The following is a 23,080-nucleotide window of genomic DNA, read 5'->3' on the forward strand; positions in this document are numbered from 1 at the left end:
TCCTCCTACTTATCCGTTAAATGCACATACCCTGGACGTGCCCACTTACGCTGTACCTCAATACCAGCTTGAGGATGACGTTTTTTATTACGTGGGTTCGCTTTTGGCATCGGATTTTCGCCCTCAACTTCTAGCACTTCCATACGCACTTTCGTCTGTTTATAAGCAGGTGTGTTCGTACGCGTATCAACTGCAGGACCTGTTAAGAAATTAATTGCTGTTTCATTATCTGTAGAGTTCATCGGTAAATATAATTCATTCGCTTTTACACGATCTGTTACAAGTGCGCGTAATTTTAATGCTCCAAAAGGAGAGACAAGACGAACTAATGAACCTGTTTTCACTCCACGTTCTTTTGCAAGCGCTGGAGAAATTTCAACGAAAACGCCAGGCACTTTCGTTTGAATACCTGTTGATTTATTCGTCATATTTCCTTCATGAAAATGCTCAAGCATACGACCGTTATTAATGTGAAGATCAAACTCTGCTGGGAATTCAGCTGGACGTACCCAGTCAGCAATCGCAAAACGAGCTCTTTTATCTGGGAAGTTAAATCCATCTTGGAAAAGTAATGGTGTATTCGTTCCATCAAAACTTCCCCAATGGAAACTATTCCACCCTTCAAGTACTTCATAATTTGCTTGTGAGAATAGTGGTGATAAACTTGCCATTTCAGCAAAAATTTCACTTGGATGGCTATAATTCCAGTTTGCACCTAATTTATTCGCAATCTCCTGCACAATCCACCAGTCTGGCTTCGCATCTCCAAGCGTAGGAAGAACTTGATACAATCTTTGTACACGGCGCTCTGTATTTGTGAAAGTACCTTCTTTCTCAAGAGACGGTGCTGCTGGTAATACAACATCTGCATATTGAGCAGTTTTAGATAAGAAAACATCTTGCACAACGAAGAAATCAAGGCTTGATAACACTTCATGTACATGGTTCGCATTAGAGTCTACAAGAGCCATATCCTCTCCAACAAGATACATAGCTTTCATTTTCCCTTTGTCAATTGCATGTAGCATTTCAATATTATTAAGACCTGGTTCACTATTAATTTTTACTCCGTACGCCATTTCAAATTTCGCACGTTCCATATCGTTTGTAACGTGCTGATATCCAGGAAGCCATCCTGGTAAAGTACCCATATCACAAGCACCTTGTACGTTATTATGACCTCGAAGTGGATATGCACCAGCACCTGGACGACGATAATTACCTGTTGCAAGAAGTAAGTTTGAAATCGCAGCGGAAGTATCAGAACCACCCGTATTTTGCGTTACGCCCATCCCCCAAAGGATACATGTACCATCTGCACCACGAATCATTTCAGCCATTTGAATAAGTGTTTCTTTTGAAATACCAGTCATTTCTTCTGCATATTCAAGTGTATATTCTGTCAGACTCTCTTTGAAATCTTCAAAGAAGTTTACATTCTCATCAATAAATTGCTGATCGTGCCAACCTTGATCCATCATATATTTTGTAACAGCCATTAACCATACTTGATCTGTTCCTTGTTTTGGACTAATAAAGACGTCTGAACGCTCTGCCATTTCTGTTTTACGAAGATCAGCGACAATTAATTTTTGTCCGTGTAACTTATGCGCACGTTTAATACGTGTAGCTAAAACAGGATGACCTTCTGTCGGATTACAACCTACAATAATAACAAGACCAGATTGTGCGATATCTTTAATCGTTCCAGCATCTCCGCCCATACCAATTGTACGGAATAATCCGTCTGTCGCTGGTGATTGACAATAACGTGAGCAGTTATCAATATTATTCGTTTCGAATACTTGTCGAGCTAATTTTTGAATGACATAATTGTCTTCATTCGTAATTTTTGATGAAGAAATAAAACCGATAGCATCTTTACCGTACTCTTCTTTAATCGATCCTAATTTACTTGCAACTACATTCAATGCTTCTTCCCATGTAGATTCAACAAACGCTCCATTTTTACGAATTAAAGGTTTCGTAATTCTTTCTTTAGAATTTACGAAATCCCAACCGAATTTTCCTTTTACACAAGTAGAAATTGCGTTAACTGGCGCATCAGAAGAAGGCTGTACTTTAAGGATTTTACGCCCTTTCGTCCACACTTCAAATGAACAACCTACACCACAAAATGTACATACTGTTTTCGTTTTCTTCGTACGAGTATCACGCATGGCCGCTTCCACTTCTGATACCGCAAAAATACCGCTATATCCAGGCTCAACCTCTTTAATTAAATCTACCATCGGTTCAAGAATATCTGGTTTTAATCCCGTCATAAATCCAGCTTCACCGAGCATTGTTTTCTCCATTAAAGCGTTACAAGGGCAAATGGTTACACATTGACCACAGCTCACGCATGAAGAGTCATTAATATTTACTCCTTCATCCCAAATAACTCGTGGGCGTTCCGCTTCCCAGTCTATCGATAACGTTTCATTTACTTGTAAGTTTTGACACACCTCAACGCATTGACCGCATGCAATACATTGATTCGGGTCATAGCGATAAAACGGATGCGTCATATCAACTTCACTTACATCTACTTTCGGTTCATAAGGATATTTTTGATGTTCGATTTCCATTAATTCTGCTGTATTATGCAGTTTACAGTTCCCATTGTTGTTGTCACATACTGTACAGTATAATAAATGATTTTCTAATAACCGATCCATCGCCTCTGTTTGCGCTTCTTTTGCACGAGCAGAATTACGTTCAATGTTCATACCTTCTGTCGCCATTGTCGAACAAGAGCGCATTAACTTTCCGTCAACTTCTACAATACAAGTATCACATGTTTGAATAGGATCTACTTCTGGCACGTAACAAATTTGTGGATGTTCAATCCCGTTCTCATTAATAACACCCAATATCGTTGAACCGGGCTCCGCTGCATACTTTTTTCCGTCAATTGTAATATGAACCATGTTGTCATTCATGGTCTTTCCCCCTTTTTGAGAATAAAAAAACTCCACCACGAAAATATACGCACCACATTTCGGCACGTTATTATCATGGTGGAGTAGTTTATTAGCACATCTTGCTAAAATACCAATCCATTTATTCATAAATAAAACGATAGATTCATAACAGGTCATATCACGATTCCATCTTTAACACTATAATTATAGCGTTAAAGCTAAAAATATACAATATAAAATTTAAACTACGCATATGTCAGCGTGGAACTATCCATAATAACCCATATAAAACATAACAAGGAGTAAGCGAACAAATGGGGTCTTTTAATAAATGGATACGTGGTGAAAAATCTTTTTCTGCCCAAGGGCAAGCTGATCACCTATTAAATAAAGCTATTTCTTTTTCTCTTTCCCTTAATCTAAAGCACTTGTCCAAACTGTTTAGCGGTATTCCAGAATTAATTACACGCACTTTTCCGTTAAAAAACGGAAAAGAAGCTGCCCTTATATATATGGAAGGACTTGTAGACAAAACCGTTATTAACATTGATATTCTTCGCCCACTCTTATTTAAAGAGTGGAATGAAGATAATTGGCCGAGTGCCTTTTCAAAAGCTAACGTGAAAGTAACTCCTACTATTAAAATTTTAGAAAACGGGATTATTAAATAGTACAAAACACGCTACTTGCTCTTATACGTTTAAAGAGTCAGTAGCGTGTTATCATTTTTATTTTGAAGCTTTTTATACAGTTACACTTCTGTTTCTGGTTCTTCGTTTTCTGCTTGTTCCAATCTTTGCTGCTCTGCAAGTTCAGCTGAAATCATTCCATAATAAATTTCTGGATACAATCCAAATATTTGATATACACTTCCTAAAAACGGCATCGGAATCCCTCTTTTCTAAAGTTGTATTGCCACTTTTAAGGATTCCCTTTTCATTCATTAAACATTCGTTTTTGGCGTTTCCTCTTCATCATGAACGCTTAATAAATTTTGCCATTTTTTATAAGGAGCACTATTTGGATCTACATAACCTTTCGCATACGAACGATCCCACAATTGTTTAATAAACATTTCTTTCTCTTTCTTTGCAACCATATCGGCACCTGTACCGTAATAGTTTTGGAAATACAACTCAATTTCATCAAGGAATAGCCTTAATAATTCATCAGAAGTTTCTTCTAACGTTGGGTCATATTTCGCTTCACGGTCATACATTAAAATCATATCTAAAATATTATGGACATGCTCTTTACGAAGCCATCTAATATCTTGAGCACCTAATACAAACGGATGTGTATATAAATGTCCGCCCTGTATCATAGCTTTTTCTTGTTCTTCTTCAAATCTGGACAAGATGTTTTCATAAATAAACGGATTATGAAGCAACGCTCTGTGTAATTTGTAACTTTCACTTGAAATATTTTTTCCCATCGACTGAATTAAGAAGCTACGCCCAACGCCGTTATATTGATACACGAACTGACCATCAACAGCAACTAAACTAATCCAGCGATACATATATGCGTATAATAGAGCGCGATTACATTTATCGTAATCTAACTTCGTTTGCGTTGCATTTAAGTCTGGCATGAATGCTGGTAAGTGCCAATACTTATCTAAATGCGGCGTTAAACTAGATTTTTTACTATTCAACTTGTTCACACGACGATAGTATGACTGAAAATAATCACCTTTATCATTCATAAATCCATTTGCAATATGCCCAGACGAAAGCTTAGGAAAGTCTTGCAACGATAAACCGTAATGCGCACGATAACAAATGACTTCAAATGGTGAAAAAGCTTCATGTACTGTATCTTTTTCTTTAAACATTTCTTGAATTAATTCCTCTTGTAGTTCTTTCTTTAAAGATGGATGTATCCCCCAATATTGTAATTCCCTATGATGGGAAACTTTCGGCACAAATGGACTAGCTAAATGGAACAAGTCTTCAATTTTTTCACGGACGTATTCATCACGATCACGCTTCTTATAATCCGCTTCTTTTCGTAACGCCTCAACGATATTCAGCTCTAGTTTATCGCGATAGCGTATTTGTAATTCATCGTAGCAATAACTTAGTATGTGCTCACGATAAAAGTCTTCTACCTTTTTCGATTGAATCTCTTCTGTTTTTGCATCCCGGCAATATTCTCCATATAAACTCATATAAATTTCCGCAGATATATCTTTCGGTAATACTCCTAAATTTAAATGTTGCTGCATATCTTGCCATATCTTTTCTTGTAACTTCTCTTCAGCTAATACGTATACATTCGTTGGGTTTGTTTTTCCTTCAAATTCCTTGCTTCGTTTTTGAATTTCAAACAATAAATTTTCACGTGTTTCGTGTAAATTATCAAAAAACCTTTCCCAATATTGAATCATTTTATTAACCGCTTGATATAGTGATTGATAAACGAGTTCTAATAGCATTTCTTTACGATACTCGTTTAATTTGTGTACGTACTGCGTTACAATATCTTCAAATTCTTTTTTAAACAAACGCTGCTGATTATTCATCATTTTTCCAAACCAGCCTTGTTGCTGCGCAATTTCTACTCGGCGAACAGCTGTTACCGTCCCATCAATATTACTTACATTAAATTTCTTATCGTAGTTTTGAATTAAATTACGCTTTTGTTCATTATTTTCATGTAGTCGATTCATTTTCTCTACTAACTGCTTTCGAATTTCATACAGCATAAAACGAGCTGATACTGGGTGAACAGGATCTGTTTTCTTTAAAAACCATGTATTTAGTTGATATGACTGACCTTCAGAACCACTTGGTGAAAAACGGTCTGATTCAATCATGTCATATAAAAGTGTCGTTACATGTTCATGTACACGGCTCGGAATCGCATACGCATATAAACGAACCGCATGATCCACTCTTGCTACTTCACCTTTCATTTGCTCCATCATTTTCAATTTCGCAGCCGAAATTTTACACTCATGCTGCAGACGGTTTAATTCCTCATCTTTTTGCACCGTACGCTGTACATAGCTCTCTACAGCCTCTAAAAACAGTTTAGATTTCGCAACACCAACCTTACCGCCTTCTGCTCCCTCACGTGTTTCATTGTACATTTGTCTATAGAAAATATGAGCCTGCTCTGGACGAGTAGCAAGATGTTCTAAGTCTTCTAAATAACTTTTCCCGCGCTCTGGCTTTTCACGTTGCATACCACGTTTTACATCTTGATCGTATCTTTGTTTCTTCTCTTGAAACAGTTTATCTAAATGAAGCCACGATTCATCTAAACCCTGCACAGCCCATTTTAAAGCACAATATTTTAACACGTGCTCATACGGATAAATAATCTTTGCTGTCCCTGCCCCGCAATATCGTCCTTTCCCGCTCGATTCTGCTAATTGCTGAATTTGATTATCTTCCTGCGCAAAATGATTTGCAGACATCGGACTAAATAACTGTAAATATATCGTATTTGCCATTTGCTCCATATAATCCGATAAATTGTGCAGGTGGTGTCCATGTAAGTTTTCGTAATCGTATAAGAAACAATAATTGTATGGTAAATGATGTTGTTTAATCGTATGATTCGTTCTTCCGTCTTCATCTACTTGATCAGGACGATACTCTAATTCAATCGTGACGCCACCCCGTTTGGATAGTTCTCCTGTAGAACCGAGTGTAATCGCGTGTAATTCTTTTAACGATGCATAGCCATTTGCTTGCACCGTTTCAAACTCTTTCGCACTAACCGTTCTCGTCTTAACTAACACATCCGGCATTAGAAACGCGCCGCGTATTAAAATGTTGTGATGCTGCAATTTTTTTCGAAGCATTTCACGTAAATATAATGCAATTTGCAGAAACATCCCTGAACCTGTTCCGCCCGCTAGTGACGTTACTATAATGACACGTACTCCATATTCCGTTTGATCGCTCGTAACCGGAAAAATCTTCTCGATTTCTTGCCAAAAGGATGTCAATTTATCTTCTTTCATCGCAGCACGTAACGCTAAACGAGAAATGACGCGTAATTGTCCTGCCCCTTCTGTCAGCGGTTTATCAAGTATAGTCGGATCCATCGGAAACCACTCGGGAATCGTTGGGTCTCCCGCAATATACTCTCTTGGCGTTTTACTCGAACTCGTTTGCGTTTTAAACTTTCGAATATGATCAAATTTACTCAATGTATTCACATCTGTATCAAATACGTGCATTGCTACCTTTTTTCGGCGCTCCTCAGGTAGCCTTTCATATATTTGATGTGTCACAGTACTACCGATTCCACCCAAACCAATTAATATCGTTGGAACTTGTAACGTCATGTGAACCACCTTCCTATTCTTGCTTGTTTGAAATGAGGGGGAAAAAGATAAGACTCTCTCCTTTTCCCTACCTACTATTCACACTCATATTTGTAAATTTCTTTACCATACCCTCTATCAATTACTAAAAGTTCATTTGGATATAGCGTCTTATGTTCCATTCCAACCTCATCTTCTGTTATAAACATCCCATCAATAATCATTCCTACTACTTGTGACTCTTTCGCTACAAATATCGATTTTGATCCTTTTTTTGCTATAAACGTAACGGATTGCACAGTCTTTCTTTCTGCCCTAAACGGAATGCCAAAATAGTGCTTCCACCATTTATTTTTAAGTAACTCTGGTTCAGATTGATATAACCAATCTTTCGCTACCTCTTGATCCCATTCGTAATACAATAGTGCTTTCCGGTGAAATCTCGGACGAACAATCCATCCTAAAACAATTATTCCTACTACTAACAGTAATAAAGTGATAGGAATAACAAACTTAAAAATAAGCGCATATTTTTCATAAAACGGTGCATTTTGAATATGAAGTGATATACTTTTCTTTACTTCTTGTAATTTTGAATCTTGCACTACGATGGTAGCTTCTACGGTGCCGGTATCTGTAAAATTGAATGTGTCGGAGTAATGAGGTCGAGGATAAATATAAATTTGATTACCATGTTGTTTTATTTCATAGTTGATTGATTGTTTAGATGTGACACCAGTAGATTTTAATAGTTTCTTTACAGCCTCTTCTGTCATCGGCTTACCATCTAACTGTGGTTGTATAATAAACGGTTTACTGTTCTCTAAATTTGTTACTTTTTCTTCATAATCTTTCGTTATCGTTTGCAGTGATAATTTTGGTTTTTCCGTTACTTCGATTTTAAATTCTTTCGTCTGTCTGTAAAATCCCTTTATGTTCATATGAACTTTCCCGCGTACTAACCCTTTATCAATCTTCGTTTCGTAGTAAAATACATGTTTTTTATCGTCCCACTTCATCGGGTACTGTTTTCCGTCTATTTCTACTTCTGCCTGAAAATATGAAGACTGAATTGGTAATTCCGTAGGCTTCGCTTCAATAACAGCGGTAACACCTTCGTACATTTTTTCCACATTTTTTTGACTACGATCATCTTTATCATAAGTAGAAACAGTATAGTTAAGCGCCGGTTCAACTAGTACTTGTAGTCCTTCTTTTTCAATATCTCGATCCACTTCTATCGTATAAGTGCCTGGTTTAATAACTTCCTGATTTTCCGTACTAATATGAACTATATTTCCGAATAATTTCGCTTCTCCTGGTGCATGTATGGAAAAGGAAGATTGTAATTGTAACGGTTTAGAAATTTGTGTGACCTGATAATTAGACAAAGAAGGCGATTGTCGTACAAGCGTCATACGCTTTAATGGAAATGGTGTTGTAATCTCTACTTTCTTCCCTACTACTTTCGTTTTTACAATCGATTCAACAGAAGAGAACGGATCACGATTTGCAACTAATGCTGCCACTTGATTGACGCTTTTTACAATACCATCCTCTCCACTAGATGGCATCGTAACTCCGTTTATCTCTTTCTTCCATATCTCTTTAAACATATTTAGTTGTGCCTTTTCTTGCTGTCCTAAATCCTCTTCCATCGTAATTAAAATTGGATGTAACGATATCTTTTTTGCATCCATATCCTTCTTAAACTGTGCTAACTTCTGTGTAATTTGTTCTTTTCCGCCAACCTTATCTTTCTCTAAATCATTAAATGCCCCGTCAGTTAAGACAATAAGCCAAAATTCACGTTTTCCATCTATATCCGCTTCCTTTTTTATAGATTGCATCGCCGTTTCTACTGCGCTAAACGGAGTATTTAAATACGTTTTCCATGCCCCAATTCCCTCAATTTCTGTTTGTCTCTTAACCTTCGTTAACGAAATGTTTAATGGATCATTCGGTTTGCTCATTGGAACGTAAGAAAATTTATCTTTTTCATCTAATAGCGCAACTAAACTTTGCAAAGCGTAATTGGCATATTTCCAGCGATCGTTATTTCTCATGCTGCCCGAATCATCATATACAAGTGAAACGACCCTTTCCTTTGCCTCCTCTCCTTTTGCAAAAGTCCAAAAAGGATGTAACCATATAAATAGAAACAACATGAATGTGGCACAAATTCGAATTTTCATGATGAGGCTTCGCCACCTTTGTAGACAAATTCCTATGTTTAAATTTATGAGAGGATACAAGATATATGACTTGTATTTTAGGACAACGAACACAGCATAACTTTATTATGTAAACAGTTATACACACTGAATATGATTCCTTCTAGCGTTTTCTATCCGATACTATAAGTAAAAAAGTCTGTTTAAGCTCTACACTTAAAACAGACTTTTCCTACTTTTTATATTGAAAACAAATAACAAAAAGTTTGATTTTGAACTAACACATCACTTCAATTGTAAATCCACCAGGTGCTTGCACATAAAACGTATACGCATGTGCATGCTTAGGAGGTTCGACCAAAAACCCATCCTCCTTCAACCTTTGATTCATCTTATTTACTTGTTCTTCACTTTCTTGAGGAAACCCTACATGAAATGTTTTCGGATAATGTACGTCTTTCCCTTTCATTAACGTTAATATAAACCCATCGTTATCACGCAAAACTGCAAAGCCATTTCCCCTTGCCCCGCTACAAGTTAAACCAAAATATTTTTCTAAAAACTCTCTAGCAACTACTACATCTGAAACTGTTAAATTAAGATGTTTAATTTTCAAACCGCCACCTTCTTTCTTAATTTTCTAACATTTTATCATATAAAGTGAAATTTTACTCAGTAAGGGTTTTGTTCATCCCCCACTGAGCTTCAGCCCTCACCAATCGGGCTTTTACGGGCAGTTAATGCGGGACAAATAAAAAACACGCCTTTCACAGCGTGTTTCATTGCTTCACATACACTTCAACAATTGGATTATCTTTATGATCCGCATGCAAGCGTATATTCTCTTCACTTGTACTATAAATACTAGCTAATAACATAATCGTTAGCACATTAGGAGTTTTTGCATCGCTCCCGTATTTCCTTTCCAGCGCTTCCTTATATTCAAAATCCAAATCCCCTTGCACATATGTATACACTTCAAAACCGTCTTCTAAATTACAAACTACTGTATCAATAATATCCGCTCCTACTTGCTTCTTCATTTCCTCTCGCAACGCTTCAATAAATTCTTCCCACGGTACTTCGTATGTCTGAAACTGATCTGTAGATTTCATGAATTTTCCTCCTTATATATCCTCTTACTATATTTCCCCTTTCCTATAACAATTATGATACATAGGACATTCGTACAAGCCGCACTTGTCCCCTTTACATATCGTATTACTGTAATGGGGAAGGAGGAATGAATATGCATAGACAAAAATGTTACGATACGTGCCAACGTTATTTCGGCAAAGTCGTTCGCATTGAAGATCGTGATGGTCGCATTCATTTAGGAAAAATAATTGATGTGACAAAAAGCTCTGTATGGATTGAACCAGTGCAACAGCGCTCATCTTTTGATACAGGTTTTGGATACTATGACGCATATGCAAACGGTGGTTGTGACCTTTGTGGTGGCATTAGCAGATGTGATAGTTGCGGATTTGGTTGTGGTGGTGGATTTAGCGGCTGTGGATGTGGCGGTCGTGGTTGCGGTAGTTGTGGCGGCTGGGGTGGCGGCGGCTGGGGTGTTGAACTCGGATTTGGTTTCATCTTCGGAATTACATTAGCTGCATTATTTTTCATTTAACATAGTAAAGAGTTGACTACCTTTAGCCAACTCTTTACCTTTATTTTTCACATATAAAAATACGATGTCCTAAAATATGTTGGTACATAAGTCGTACATTTTCATGCTGTACCCATGCCTCATATAACTCATTGGGAATAAATTGTGATACATTCCATTCCGGCTCTTCTATATAAGCTGAGATTGTTTCTGCAATTGTACCACCGCCAGCAATTATAATTCTTTTAAAATTTGCTTTCTGGAATAATTGTACCCATTCATTCTCAGTTAATAGTTCATTCATCCCATATAATCGGGCAATCTTTTCTTCCTCACTCTTCTCAATGTGCCTATCAATAATCATTTCAATGACAACAAGCTTGCCATCCTTCTGTAATACACGATAACACTCCGAGATAACCCTTTCTTTCTCTGTAAAAGCGAGTATCGATTCTCCGAGTACGAACTCAAATGAGTCATGCAAACAAGGTAATTGCTCTACATTCCCTTCAATTAATTGAATGTCTAGTCCTTCAATTAACCATCTATCTTTATGATGATAGGTAAGGCTTTGATGTAATCTCCACCTTTTCCCCCACCTCACACCGTACGTGCTAGTTTCCTAGCATACGGCGTTCCATCGTTTCCAACTGACTTTAAAATCAAATTATGTTACTATCGGTTCATTTCCAGCTTTAGTTCTTAGCACATTCAGTTTATCCATTTGTTTCTTGTTAAGTTTAAAAGACCGAAGGTAATGTGTAATCTTATTAAGATTCGTCATGTGAATCAGTTTGTGTATAAACCAATCTACAATTACCAAGTTGTTGTACTTGTCATCCCCACCTTGTTTAATGGGAACAATGTGATGACAATGAACACGTTCAATACCAATTTCCTCACCAGTTACATAACACTTACCATATTGAGCAACGTATTTTGATATCCTATTATCGTTGTACTCAATACTTTTATTCTTCGAATAAGTCCTCATAACTTGGTTGAGAACATCCTTAGGTATTGCCTTAAGATTACTATGTACTTTATTACGCCCCGTTTCCGTATAGTTACAGATAACCTGCGAAAAATTCCACGGGTTTTTATGATGTATTCCTGTAACTGGTAAGAGTGGAGTGTTCTGTACAACGTAAATCTTAGTGTTAGGTTGTATTCCTTTGGTCTTCCTTTTAAAATTCACAGATGTTTCACAGAACTTCATGTGCTTCATATTGTTTCTAAGTCTGGTTCTTATGACTCTTCGCAGAGAGTAATTTACCTCCGTTAAATCCATGTAAATTGTAACCGCATATTTAAAGTAATTTTGTATACCAAGAAGGGTTGAATTAAATTGAGTAACTTTCTCTGAAGTGGGCTCCTTTTGAATTCCTTTGATTCGTTCTTTTAGTTGTCTTTTAGCTTTTGTAATAGCTTTGTCGGACATACTGGTTTTTGCAATATATCCAAATTTAGCTTTACCTTGTTTAACCACTTTGATTTTGAATCCAAGGAAAACTGACGAGTTTTTCTTGAGATTAACCACTTTGGACTTTTTGGGGTTAATTTCTAATCCCAAGCGGGATTTGAGAAAATCAACTGTCGCATGATAAAAGCGTTGTGCTTCATCATAAGTCCGACACATTATTTTGAAGTCATCCGCGTATCTCACTACATAACCACATTTTAGATTCGTGTACTTCCTAGCATATTGTCGAAACCCTAAATGCCGAGTAGAGATTCTGTGAGGTTTGTAGGTTTCCCATTGGCTACTTATCCACCAATCAAGTTCATTTAGAACAATGTTGGAAAGTAAAGGAGAAATAATTCCTCCTTGCGGAGTACCCTTATTGGGAATACCCTCTCCTTCTATCTCAGATTTAAGGATTTTTGAAATAACACATAGAAGTGATTTGTCTCTTATTCCCAGAGTCCACATTTGCCTTAATAGCTTTTTGTGGCATACATTATCAAAGAACCCCTTAATGTCAATATCAACACAGTAGTGTTGGTGACCTATGTTAATAAGACTTACAACTCTACTTAGTGCATGGTGTGTACTTCTGTTCGGTCTAAATCCATAACTATGGTTATGAAACTTAGCTTCACAAATAGGTTCCAATACTTGGAGGATAGATTGTTGTACTAATCTGTCCCAAATTGTTGGAATCCCCAGGGGTCGCTTCTTATCACTGCCCTCTTTTGGGATAAGGACTCTTTTAACTGCTTGTGGTTGATAGTTATTTAATCGTTTCCTAACTTCATGAATAATCTTTGTATCGTTTAGGTGCCAAATATCTTTAATGGTTAAATTGTCAACTCCAGCCGTGTTACTCCCCTTATTAGTTTTGATGTTGCGGTATGCTAATCTAATATTTTCTTCCGAACCGATAATATCAATTAATTTATAGAAATTGTTACCATTAAGGCTATTAGAATATAACTCATCATACTTTCTTTGCATGTCGTAATATTCACTGTGCCTTAGTTTAGTTTTCTTTAACATGGGCTGTAACCTCCCCTTATTTACTGGAGGTTTACATCTCTTTAGTCTTACTCGAAACCATGTCAACCATAAGTAACAGTCAGTTTTCAATCGACTAGTGGCTATCCCTCCACGTTCATTACACGTTTCATAGGTACTGTGCCACCACTTTCACTGTCATAAACCTAGGTTATACAATTTACAATTGTTTTCCCTAGAACCACTTCATCGGAAGCAAGCCCTCAGTGTTGACAGCTTACCACGTTCCGTCATTCCTATCTGTGCATATACCGTTAGGTTTCTCCTATGAGCCTGCTACCTTGATATTGCCTGTAACAATATATGGACTTTCATAAAGGCGAGTTTTACTCATCCACAGTAGCGACACTAATTGTGTCAGTAAGCCTTTCGACTTACTTCCGATATAGACCCGTACCATCAGAGATTCGTCCGCACATACCATACTCTATTGGTTCATAGTGCATACTAACCATAGGTAATTTATAGACTTCCGGTTTATAGGTTACACCACCCACCTCTGAGTGACTTTCGTATCCTATAGGATTACGGTAACTCTCAACCGACTTCACCGAGCTTCATACAGTTCAGTTCTTGCTAACTTCACTGCATGTCGGAGTATTAAAGGAAGCCCTTCAAGGCGTTACCCTATCATTTGACTTCTTGGAATGACAGTTCACTGTTGAACTGTAAGTTCGACAATGCCTAAGCTTTTCACTTAGGAACGTGTCGCACCGCCTTTTGAATCATAATCTCATTCTTTTCAACCGCCGTTACTTTATAACCGCATTCTTTTGTCATATACGCCGCTGTTTTCCCTGTACCGCAGCCTATCTCCAGGACATTTGCTCCAAATCTAAAAGGTAGTTGTGCTAACAAATTTTTTGTTAGCGTAAAGCCACCAGGATGAGCACTTCCTATTCCGTAATAAGCTAAGAAATCGATGTAAGTATTTCGTCCCATGGGATTCTCCTTTTAATTTTCTATATTACTTATATTCCAACTCACAGAAATGGTGCATTCCCCTACTAAAGCCCTTTTCAAAATAAAAACAATCCAACAATGAATTTCTCACGTTGAATTGCTTTTATTAAAAATCATCATATTAATACCAAACAAAATAAAATTCAGAATAATGCATCATATAAGATGTTATACCAAATTAAATATAGTTTTTACACTTCTAACTGAGAATTTGTATTTCTAATACGACTTTTCCATGCTCCAATACACCAAAGAGCAATCTCAAATAGAGTTAGACTTAATAAAATAAAACCATCCCAAAAATTAATTGAATTTATTTGATAGCTACTAATTTGTTGAACCGCTCCATTAATAGCTGTATATCCTGCTGGAACTGTATAAAATACAAATAATAAACTCGCCGCTATACCTCCGAGCACATAAAAATAGCTGTAATACTTCGCCAGTTTCTTTTCTTTTTCTGGTAAATTAACATATATGTTCTTTTTAGTAGACACAATACTTTTCAATAAGTATGCTGTAGCACTTTGAGTAAGGTTAGAACTATTAAAATATGTTATTAAAATATAGTAAAAGTCTGTCCTTAAAAAGATTGCAAACTGAGATACAATCCTATACATTTGAATAAGTATAATCATTCTAGCAAAGTGATATATAAATTCTTGGTTTTGTATAAAAAACTGTATCAATACAGCGCTAAAGAGCACCACCATATCCCAACAAAGACCAGCTAAAAAAGGAATATATCTTTTTTGTTTTTCCTGTGACCATAGTTTATTCATATCAGCTTCTATAACAATCCAAAACCATCTAATACTTAACTGAAACCGAACAGGGACATTTTCTTTTGCAGCTGCAAAATAATGTCCAATTTCATGTAAAAATGTTAGAAGCCACGATACAATAAAGAATATGAACAAGCTGATACCAACTGATTCAAAAAGAAACATGTCTTTATAATTCGGTAAAAGGCTAGGCTCATAGCAAAACATTCCAACAGTTAATATACTTAATATTGTATACATAATTACCGTTTCTTTTCGAAAAAACAAATTACCTATTTTTTGTTTCCATCCTAAATTCATATCCGTTTTTATTATTTCCATTAATACTTTGCCATCTAATTTATGTATAAGATTTAATTCCAGTAATAATTCAACAAAATCTAAAACATCGATTTCAATTTTATATTTATTTTCAATTTCTTTTTGAGATTCCTCAATACTCAAACCTTTATTTAACAGTTCTATTACTAGGACACCCTCGTATGGAATTCTAATAAATATATCATTATACAAATCTCCTACCGTATATTCCTCATCATCTTCTTTTTGAATTGATAAATGACTTAAATCCACTATAGAGTCTAATGTTAATTGATTACTCATTGAACTGCCGTCCCTTGTTTCGCTATTGAAATTAATTCTTCAAGACTAACTGGCTCAATATTCTCATTCTCTTTTCCACATGTAGGGCAGTCAGGCAGCTTGTCCCACTTGAAATTCTTTTTAATCTCTATATTTATTTTGTCATAAATCATTGTAGTAGAAGCAGGCATAGCCTCTGTATAGCCTGAAAGCAACTTAGCTACTTCAGAAGTCATAAAGCCATTTAATAATGCAACATGAGGGCCGGTTGTAACATTTCTACCTGGAAAATGATTATTATAAATTGCTTTTAATTGATATTCAAAGAAAGGATCTAGACGCAGGGCATGAATTAAATAGCAATCATAACAACCACTTTGATTAGGTACTATTCTCTCCCAAATTATTTGTGTGTTACTTACTCCACCTTGAATATAAGGAATATTTTGCTTTACACACGCTGCATTTACCCACCTATTACAAAGAATCGCTGGTGAATCTATAGCATTTATGACAATATCTGCTTCTTTTATAATTGAGTTCAAGTCATCTGAACTTTTAATTTTCTTATTAATAAATTTAAAATTCACATCACTATTAAGCTCTTTAAGACGGTTCAATGTTGCTTCTGTTTTTAATTCCCCTATATTTTTCTCTGAATATAAAAATTGTCGATTCAAATTACTTGTTTCTACTAAATCATAATCCACACCTATAATATTCTCCACGCCTAGACCTGTTAAACACGCCACACCTAAGCTAGCACCACCAAGACCTAATATTGCTACTGTCGAATCTTTTATTTTTTTTTGAAATTCAAATTTATTTTTTTCTAAAGAAGTAAAATTTGTATAGAATGTTAAATTAGCTCTGTACCTTTCTAAATCTTTTTTATTTATGTATTGATATGGATCAACACTTTCATCCTCAATACAACCAATTTCATTGAGAGCATGAATACATTCTTCAATCATATCAACTGGTATTGAGCTTACTTCAGAAATTTCAAGTATATCTCTCTTGCCATCCAACAATTCAATTATTTCGTTTATCACGCCATCTGAATCGTCAATCTCATAGCTATCCGTTTCTAATCCTATCCGTATTACATTTTGATGTACTACTACAGGTTTCATTATTTCTTTAAATTTCGGCCTCATACAAATACCTCCATCAAATTTGATAGACCGTACATAAAATAATGCACGGCCAATTTCCTAACTTACTATTAACTATGGTGTACTACTAACGGTACTAACTTCTCTACTTTACGTACTTGGATTTTCACTTTTTTCATACTAAAACCTCCCTTACTTATTTAGTCTATTTTCCAATCATTAAGATGCATGTACTGCTAATGGTACTAACTTCTCCACTTTACGTACTTGGATTTTCACTTTTTTCATACTAGAACCTCCCTTACTTATTTAGTCTATTTTCCAATCATTAAGATGCATGTACTGCTAATGGTACTAACTTCTCCACTTTACGTACTTGGATTTTCATTTTTTTCATCACTTCCACTCCCCTCCATATAATACATAAAATGTCTATCTAAGCTGTTGATACCATCTTAACACACTTATTTGAATTTTCTAACTATTTTTTTCGGAAATTCACCTATATTTTACAAATTTTTTTCGACATTCTACATGTGAGTTTGTATTCACACCAATTATCAATCAAATAAATCCATCACTACTTCGTTTTATATCCCCTCTAACCTTCTATAATCTAAATTTTTATACTCTCATAAAAAAGTATTTCCCACAACCAATACTCAATTGTAGAAAATACTTTTAAATTTATAGAATTATCATAATCTTACTTACTATCCTTTTCTGTTATATAAGCCCATTTAAAGCTATATTCTGGACTAATGTTATGTTTCACAATGCCTTTCACATTCGGTTTCATTACATATGCTCTACCAGTTTGATATAAAGGTACCATTCCTGCATCTTCTTCAAGTAGTAATTTTTCTGCTTTCCCTAATGTTTCCCAACGTTTTTTCGTATCACTCAATAGCTCATTACCTGCTTTTTCTACCATTTCATCATATTTTGAGTTTGAATAACTCATCTGGTTATTCGGACTCTTCGACTCAAACATGTCGATAAATGTCATTGGATCCGCATAGTCTGGACTCCATCCACCATATGAAATTTCATAGTCTTGTGCTGATTCTAATTTCAGTTTTTGTTTAAACGGCTGAATTTTTGTATTAATTGTTACACCTTTTAAGTTTTTCTCAATTTGATCTTTAAAGTAGTCAGCAATCTTCTTCGCAGTTCCATCATCATAGCTTAGTAATTCAATCGTAACTTGATCTTTTCCAAGCTCTTTTTTCGCTTCTTCCCAAGCTGCTGCTCCTTTTTTCGGATTATACTTCAGGCCATTTTTAAATGTATCTTGAAAATCTTTACCATCCGGTCCTGTCGCCAGCCCTTTTGGAACCAATTGATCTGTAGCTTTTGAACCATTGTTTAAAATAACGTTTGCTAAACCTTTTTTATCAATTGATAACGCAATTGCTTCACGAAGTTTTTTGCTCTTTAACGGTGTATCTTGTCCGTTACGCTTTTGATTTAAACGTAAGAAGAATGTGCTTGCTTCTGAATACTCACCGTATTCACCTTTATTCGATTTATATTTATCTACAAATTCTCCAGAAAGTAGTGCAAAATCAAGAGAATCCGTATCATATAAATTCACCCGTGTAGCAACTTCTTTTACTACACTATAATTAATTTCTTCTAATTTCACAGTCTTTTTATCCCAATACTTATCATTTTTCTTCAATTGCCAGCCTTGTTCATGTTTCCACGAAGACATCACAAACGGTCCGTTATACAACGTTGTATCTGCTTCTAAACCGAACTTATCTCCTTTTTCTTTGACGAACTTTTCATTTAACGGATAGTAGGATGGGAATGCTGTTAAATTTAAAAAATACGGTACTGGTTTTTCTAATTCTACTTCTAGCGTATAATCATCTATAGCTTTCACTCCTAGGTCAGTTACAGGCTTTTCTCCTTTATTAATTACTTCTGCATTTTTAATATAATAAGCTATAAATGCATATTCAGAAGCTGTATTTTTATCTAATAATCTCTGCCATGCATATACAAAGTCTTTTGCTGTCACAGGATCGCCATTTGACCACGTTGCATCTTTCCTTAGCTTAAATGTATATTTCTTACCATCCTCACTTTTTGTGCTAGATTCCGCAGCAGCTGGAATCGGCTTATTATCTTTATCAAGACGATATAAACCTTCCATTGTATTTCCTAAAATTTGCGCGCCAACAACATCAGTTGACTTTGAAGTATCCATCGTCGGAATTTCTTGAGTTTCTGTACGATTTAATACTTGCTTTGCTGCATATTTAATATCAGATTTCTTCTCTTCTCCACCATTATTAGACGTCGTAGTCGTTTTTTTCTCTCCACCAGAACCAGAACATGCTGTTAAAGCCATACTCATTGCTAACACTGGTGCCACAACCGCCGTGAACTTCTTCATCTTTTTCTTCATTATTGTACCCTCCCCAATTATATGTACGAAAATAACTTTGAGAGATTTTCCACTAACATAGTTATCAGAAAATTCTTATTAATTAATATTCTACTATTTTTTTCAGTTTTGTAAAGTTATTTTTAAAATATTTAGAATTTTTAGTGATAATAATATATTTTTTATTACTACTATATGTGGATTATCCCCCCACCTACTATATGTTAGTACCATTTTCCTTATTCCTCTCTTTTTATATTTCATTTCATAATAAAAAGCACTTCAAAGTGGCTACTTTGAAGTGCTTTTTCAACTCTATTATTTCTCAGTTACATATGCCCACTTATAGCTATATTGCGGGCTAATATTATGTTTAACAACACCTTTAATATTTGGCTTCATAGCATAAGATCTAGCAAGTTGATATACAGGTACAATTGCTACATCCTCTTCAAGAAGTAACTTTTCTGCTTTTCCTAGCTCTTCCCAACGTTTTTTCGCGTCACCCATTAATTCGCCGCCAGCTTTTTTAATCATATCATCATATTTTGAATTAGAGAAACTCATTTGGTTATGAGAATGATTCGATTCAAACATATCTAAGAATGTCATTGGATCTAAATAATCTGGGCTCCATCCGCCATATGAAATATCATAATCTTGCTCTGATTCCAATTTTAGTTTTTGTTTAAACGGTTGAAGTTTAATATTTACTGTTACACCTTTTAAGTTTTTCTCAATTTGATCTTTTACGTATTCCCCAACTTTTTTCGCATTACCAGTATCATAGTTCAAGAGTTCAATTGTCACTTGGTCTTTTCCAAGTTCTTTTTTCGCTTCTTCCCATGCAGCAGCTGCTTTTTTCGCATCTGGTTTAATACCGTTTTTAAATGTTTCTTGGAAGTCTTTACCGTCTGGTCCAGTTGCTAATCCTTTCGGCACTACATAATCAGCCGCTTTAGATCCATCGTTTAAAATAACATTTGCTAAATTCTTTTTATCAATTGATAGCGCAATTGCTTCGCGTAATTTCTTGCTCTTTAATGGTGTATCTTGTCCACCACGTTTTTGATTTAAGCGTATAAAGAACGTACTTGGTTCATTATATACCCCATATTCCTCTTTATTATTTCTAAATTTGTCAACAAATTCTCCTGTTAATAAAGCGAAGTCAATTTGGCCACTATCATATAAATTCACAATAGTTGCTGGCTCTTTTACAACACTATAGTTAATTTCATCTAATTTTACGGTCTTTTTATCCCAATATTGATCATTTTTCTTCAGTTTCCAACCTTGTTCATGCTTCCAATCAGAAAGAACGAACGGCCCATTATATACTGTTGTATCAGATTCTAAACCGTATTTATCCCCTTTTTCTGTTACGAACTTCCCATTTAATGGATAGTACGATGGGAATGCTACTAAGTTTAAGAAGTATGGTACTGCTTGTTCTAATTCAACTTCTAAAGTAAGGTCGTCTACTGCCTTTACTCCTAGTTCAGTTACAGGTTTTTCCCCTTTATTAACCGCTTCTGCATTTTTAATTGGGAATGCGATAAATGCATACTCAGCAGCTGTTTTTGGATCTAATAGGCGTTGCCATGCAAACACGAAATCTTTCGCTGTTACAGGATCACCATTTGACCATTTTGCATCTTTACGTAATTTGAATGTATATTTTTTACCATCCTCACTCTTCGTGCTTGACTCTGCCGCAGCTGGGATTGGTTTATTATCTTTATCTAAACGGTATAGTCCTTCCATTGTATTACCTAAAATTTGAGAACCTACAACGTCTGTATTTTTCGAAGTATCCATTGTTGGAATTTCTTGGTTTTCTGTTTTATTGAACACTTGTTTCGCTGCTAATTTTTCTTCTGATTTGCTATCTCCGCCAGAGCTAGAATTTGTATTTGTCTTCTTATCTCCGCCTGATGTAGAACATGCTGTTAATGCCATACTCATTGCTAAAACTGGTGCTACAACCGCTGTTAGTTTTTTCATTTTTTTCTTTTTCACTTTCTGTACCCTCCCTAATTCTTAACGCTCTCATTTAAGAATCTTCTGATAATTCTGTTTTTCCTTATATATTTATCAGAAGATTCTTATTAACTATTATTCTACTAATTTTTTGAGTTTTGTAAAGTGTTATTATTGAAAATTTTTAAAAAATTATTTTTTTACAGTAGTATTCATAAAAATTCCATAATCTTTCGAAACACTATATCTCATTGAATTCTATGTATTGATTTAATAGCCTTTATATCTCTCTACTATAAAACACTTGTAAATTATTGTTAATAAATAATGTATATTATAAAAAACCTCTTTTCTACAAAAATAAAAAAGTCAGCAAAGCTGACTTTTTATCCGGCCATTTTCTCTCTTTTCATTTCTTCTACTACTCTCGTATACTTCTCATCATCAAATTCATTTTCACTCTTTGCAACAACTACAGTCGCAATTCCGTTACCAATTAAATTGACGATAGCACGTGCTTCAGACATGAAACGATCTACACCAAGTAATAGTGCTAATCCTTCTAATGGAATAACATTCATTGCAGATAACGTAGATGCTAATACAATAAATCCTCCACCTGTTACTGCTGCAGCTCCTTTAGATGTAACTAACAAAATAGCTATTATAGTTAATTGTTGACCTAGTGAAAGATCGACGTGAAAGACTTGCGCTAAAAATATAGTAGCCATCGATAAATAAATTGCCGTTCCATCTAAATTAAAAGAGTATCCTGTCGGAATGACTAAACCTACTACTGGCTTCGAACATCCGAAGTCTTCCATCTTTGTCATCATTCGCGGCAGTACTGATTCTGATGATGATGTCCCAAGAACAATAAGTAATTCTTCTTTAATATACGCCAAATATTTCCACAAACTAAATTTGTAAAATTTACAAATAAAATTTAAAACAATAAAAACAAATAATGCCATTGTTGCATATACACAAATCATTAATTTACCCAGTGGAATAAGTGTACTTAAACCATATTTACCAATTGTAAACGCCATCCCGCCGAATGCTCCAACCGGTGCTAATTTCATTACAATGGATAAAATGTTAAAAAATACTTTCGATAATCTTTCAAAAAAGTCGATAACAGGTTGTCCATTTTTCCCTAGCATCGTTAACCCTGCACCAAATAAAATTGAGAAGAATAACACTTGTAAAATATCGCCTTTTGCAAATGCTTCAAACATGTTAGACGGCACAATATGTAAAAAGAAATCCATCCACTGCATTTCTTGACCGCTTTGGACATATTGTGAAACATCTCCGCCCTTTAGTTTTGAGGGATCTAATCCATCTCCTGGACGCACAACATTCGCTACGATGATACCAATAATTAAAGCCGCTGTTGTAACGATTTCAAAATATAATAGTGCCTTCCCACCAACACGACCTACTTTTTTCATACTTCCCATACTTGCAATACCAAGTACAATCGTTAAAAAGATTATCGGTGCAATAACCATTTTAATCATATTGATGAATGTTTCACCAATTGGCTTCATCTCTTGTCCAACACTAGGCCAAATTGCCCCTACTGCAATACCACAAATAATTGCCACAATAACTTGGAATGTTAAATTCTTTACAATTCTCATTTTTAATATTCCCCTGTTTCTTTCATTTCTCCCATACGATTTCAATAATTGCTAATGATGTATTTTATGTAATAGCCCCCCTGCTA

At 35.4% G+C, this 23,080-nt stretch carries 12 protein-coding genes and 4 pseudogenes; 2 read left to right on the plus strand and 14 right to left on the minus strand.

All coding sequences use genetic code 11. The features are described from left to right. Positions 1-5 precede the first annotated feature (5 nt). Positions 6-2,945 carry a formate dehydrogenase subunit alpha gene (gene fdhF / locus K5S59_RS18865; protein WP_120450696.1) on the minus strand — a complete coding sequence of 980 codons (2,940 nt, stop codon included), beginning with the start codon at positions 2,943-2,945 and terminating at the stop codon, positions 6-8. Positions 2,946-3,241: 296 nt separating this feature from the next. Here fdhF and K5S59_RS18870 point away from each other — a divergent pair. After that, a pseudogene (locus K5S59_RS18870) lies at positions 3,242-3,553 on the plus strand (spore germination protein); the annotation flags it as partial. Between the two features lie 125 nt (positions 3,554-3,678). On the opposite strand, the gene K5S59_RS18880 reads toward K5S59_RS18870, so the two are convergent. From K5S59_RS18880 to K5S59_RS18900, 5 genes are all read right to left on the minus strand, one after another. After that, positions 3,679-3,813: a hypothetical protein gene (locus tag K5S59_RS18880; protein WP_001116179.1), complete on the minus strand. Its 135-nt coding sequence runs from the start codon at positions 3,811-3,813 to the stop codon at positions 3,679-3,681. A gap of 57 nt (positions 3,814-3,870) precedes the next feature. Beyond that, positions 3,871-7,233 carry a tubulin-like doman-containing protein gene (locus K5S59_RS18885; RefSeq protein WP_120450698.1) on the minus strand — a complete coding sequence of 1,121 codons (3,363 nt, stop codon included), beginning with the start codon at positions 7,231-7,233 and terminating at the stop codon, positions 3,871-3,873. A 74-nt stretch (positions 7,234-7,307) separates the two neighbouring features. Continuing rightward, positions 7,308-9,407: a vWA domain-containing protein gene (locus K5S59_RS18890; RefSeq protein WP_120450700.1), complete on the minus strand. Its 2,100-nt coding sequence runs from the start codon at positions 9,405-9,407 to the stop codon at positions 7,308-7,310. Between the two features lie 256 nt (positions 9,408-9,663). Then, positions 9,664-10,002 (minus strand): VOC family protein, encoded by a 339-nt coding sequence (locus tag K5S59_RS18895; protein WP_120450702.1) that lies wholly within the window; start codon positions 10,000-10,002, stop codon positions 9,664-9,666. A 163-nt stretch (positions 10,003-10,165) separates the two neighbouring features. Then, positions 10,166-10,501 (minus strand): hypothetical protein, encoded by a 336-nt coding sequence (locus tag K5S59_RS18900; RefSeq protein ID WP_000842904.1) that lies wholly within the window; start codon positions 10,499-10,501, stop codon positions 10,166-10,168. Positions 10,502-10,635: 134 nt separating this feature from the next. Here K5S59_RS18900 and K5S59_RS18905 point away from each other — a divergent pair, with 134 nt between their 5' ends. Next, positions 10,636-11,019, plus strand: a complete 384-nt coding sequence (locus K5S59_RS18905) for a hypothetical protein (protein ID WP_000554972.1) — start codon at positions 10,636-10,638, stop codon at positions 11,017-11,019. Positions 11,020-11,059: 40 nt separating this feature from the next. On the opposite strand, the pseudogene K5S59_RS18910 reads toward K5S59_RS18905, so the two are convergent. From K5S59_RS18910 to K5S59_RS18945, 8 genes and pseudogenes are all read right to left on the minus strand, one after another. Further along, positions 11,060-11,551 (minus strand): annotated as a pseudogene (locus tag K5S59_RS18910) (class I SAM-dependent methyltransferase); the annotation flags it as partial. Between the two features lie 114 nt (positions 11,552-11,665). Further along, positions 11,666-13,498, minus strand: a complete 1,833-nt coding sequence (gene ltrA, locus K5S59_RS18915) for a group II intron reverse transcriptase/maturase (RefSeq protein ID WP_000914978.1) — start codon at positions 13,496-13,498, stop codon at positions 11,666-11,668. Positions 13,499-14,230: 732 nt separating this feature from the next. Continuing rightward, positions 14,231-14,458 (minus strand): annotated as a pseudogene (locus tag K5S59_RS18920) (class I SAM-dependent methyltransferase); the annotation flags it as partial. Positions 14,459-14,670: 212 nt separating this feature from the next. Continuing rightward, a complete protein-coding gene (locus K5S59_RS18925; protein ID WP_002194756.1) occupies positions 14,671-15,867 on the minus strand; it encodes a hypothetical protein in 1,197 nt (398 codons plus the stop codon). Beyond that, on the minus strand, positions 15,864-17,006 hold the full coding sequence (locus K5S59_RS18930; protein WP_120450703.1) for a HesA/MoeB/ThiF family protein: 1,143 nt from the start codon (positions 17,004-17,006) through the stop codon (positions 15,864-15,866). The genes K5S59_RS18925 and K5S59_RS18930 overlap by 4 nt, the downstream gene beginning before the upstream one ends. 664 nt (positions 17,007-17,670) lie before the next feature. Beyond that, entirely contained in the window at positions 17,671-19,386 is a 1,716-nt protein-coding gene (locus tag K5S59_RS18935; RefSeq protein ID WP_174718036.1) for a peptide ABC transporter substrate-binding protein, read from the minus strand. Between the two features lie 570 nt (positions 19,387-19,956). Next, positions 19,957-21,369: pseudogene (locus K5S59_RS18940) on the minus strand (peptide ABC transporter substrate-binding protein); the annotation flags it as partial. Between the two features lie 362 nt (positions 21,370-21,731). Further along, positions 21,732-22,994, minus strand: a complete 1,263-nt coding sequence (locus K5S59_RS18945; protein ID WP_120450709.1) for a dicarboxylate/amino acid:cation symporter — start codon at positions 22,992-22,994, stop codon at positions 21,732-21,734. Between the last annotated feature and the right edge of the window lie 86 nt (positions 22,995-23,080).

The sequence above is a fragment of the Bacillus sp. BML-BC051 genome, from assembly GCF_019656175.1.
GTDB classification, from domain to species: Bacteria; Bacillota; Bacilli; order Bacillales; family Bacillaceae_G; genus Bacillus_A; species Bacillus_A mobilis.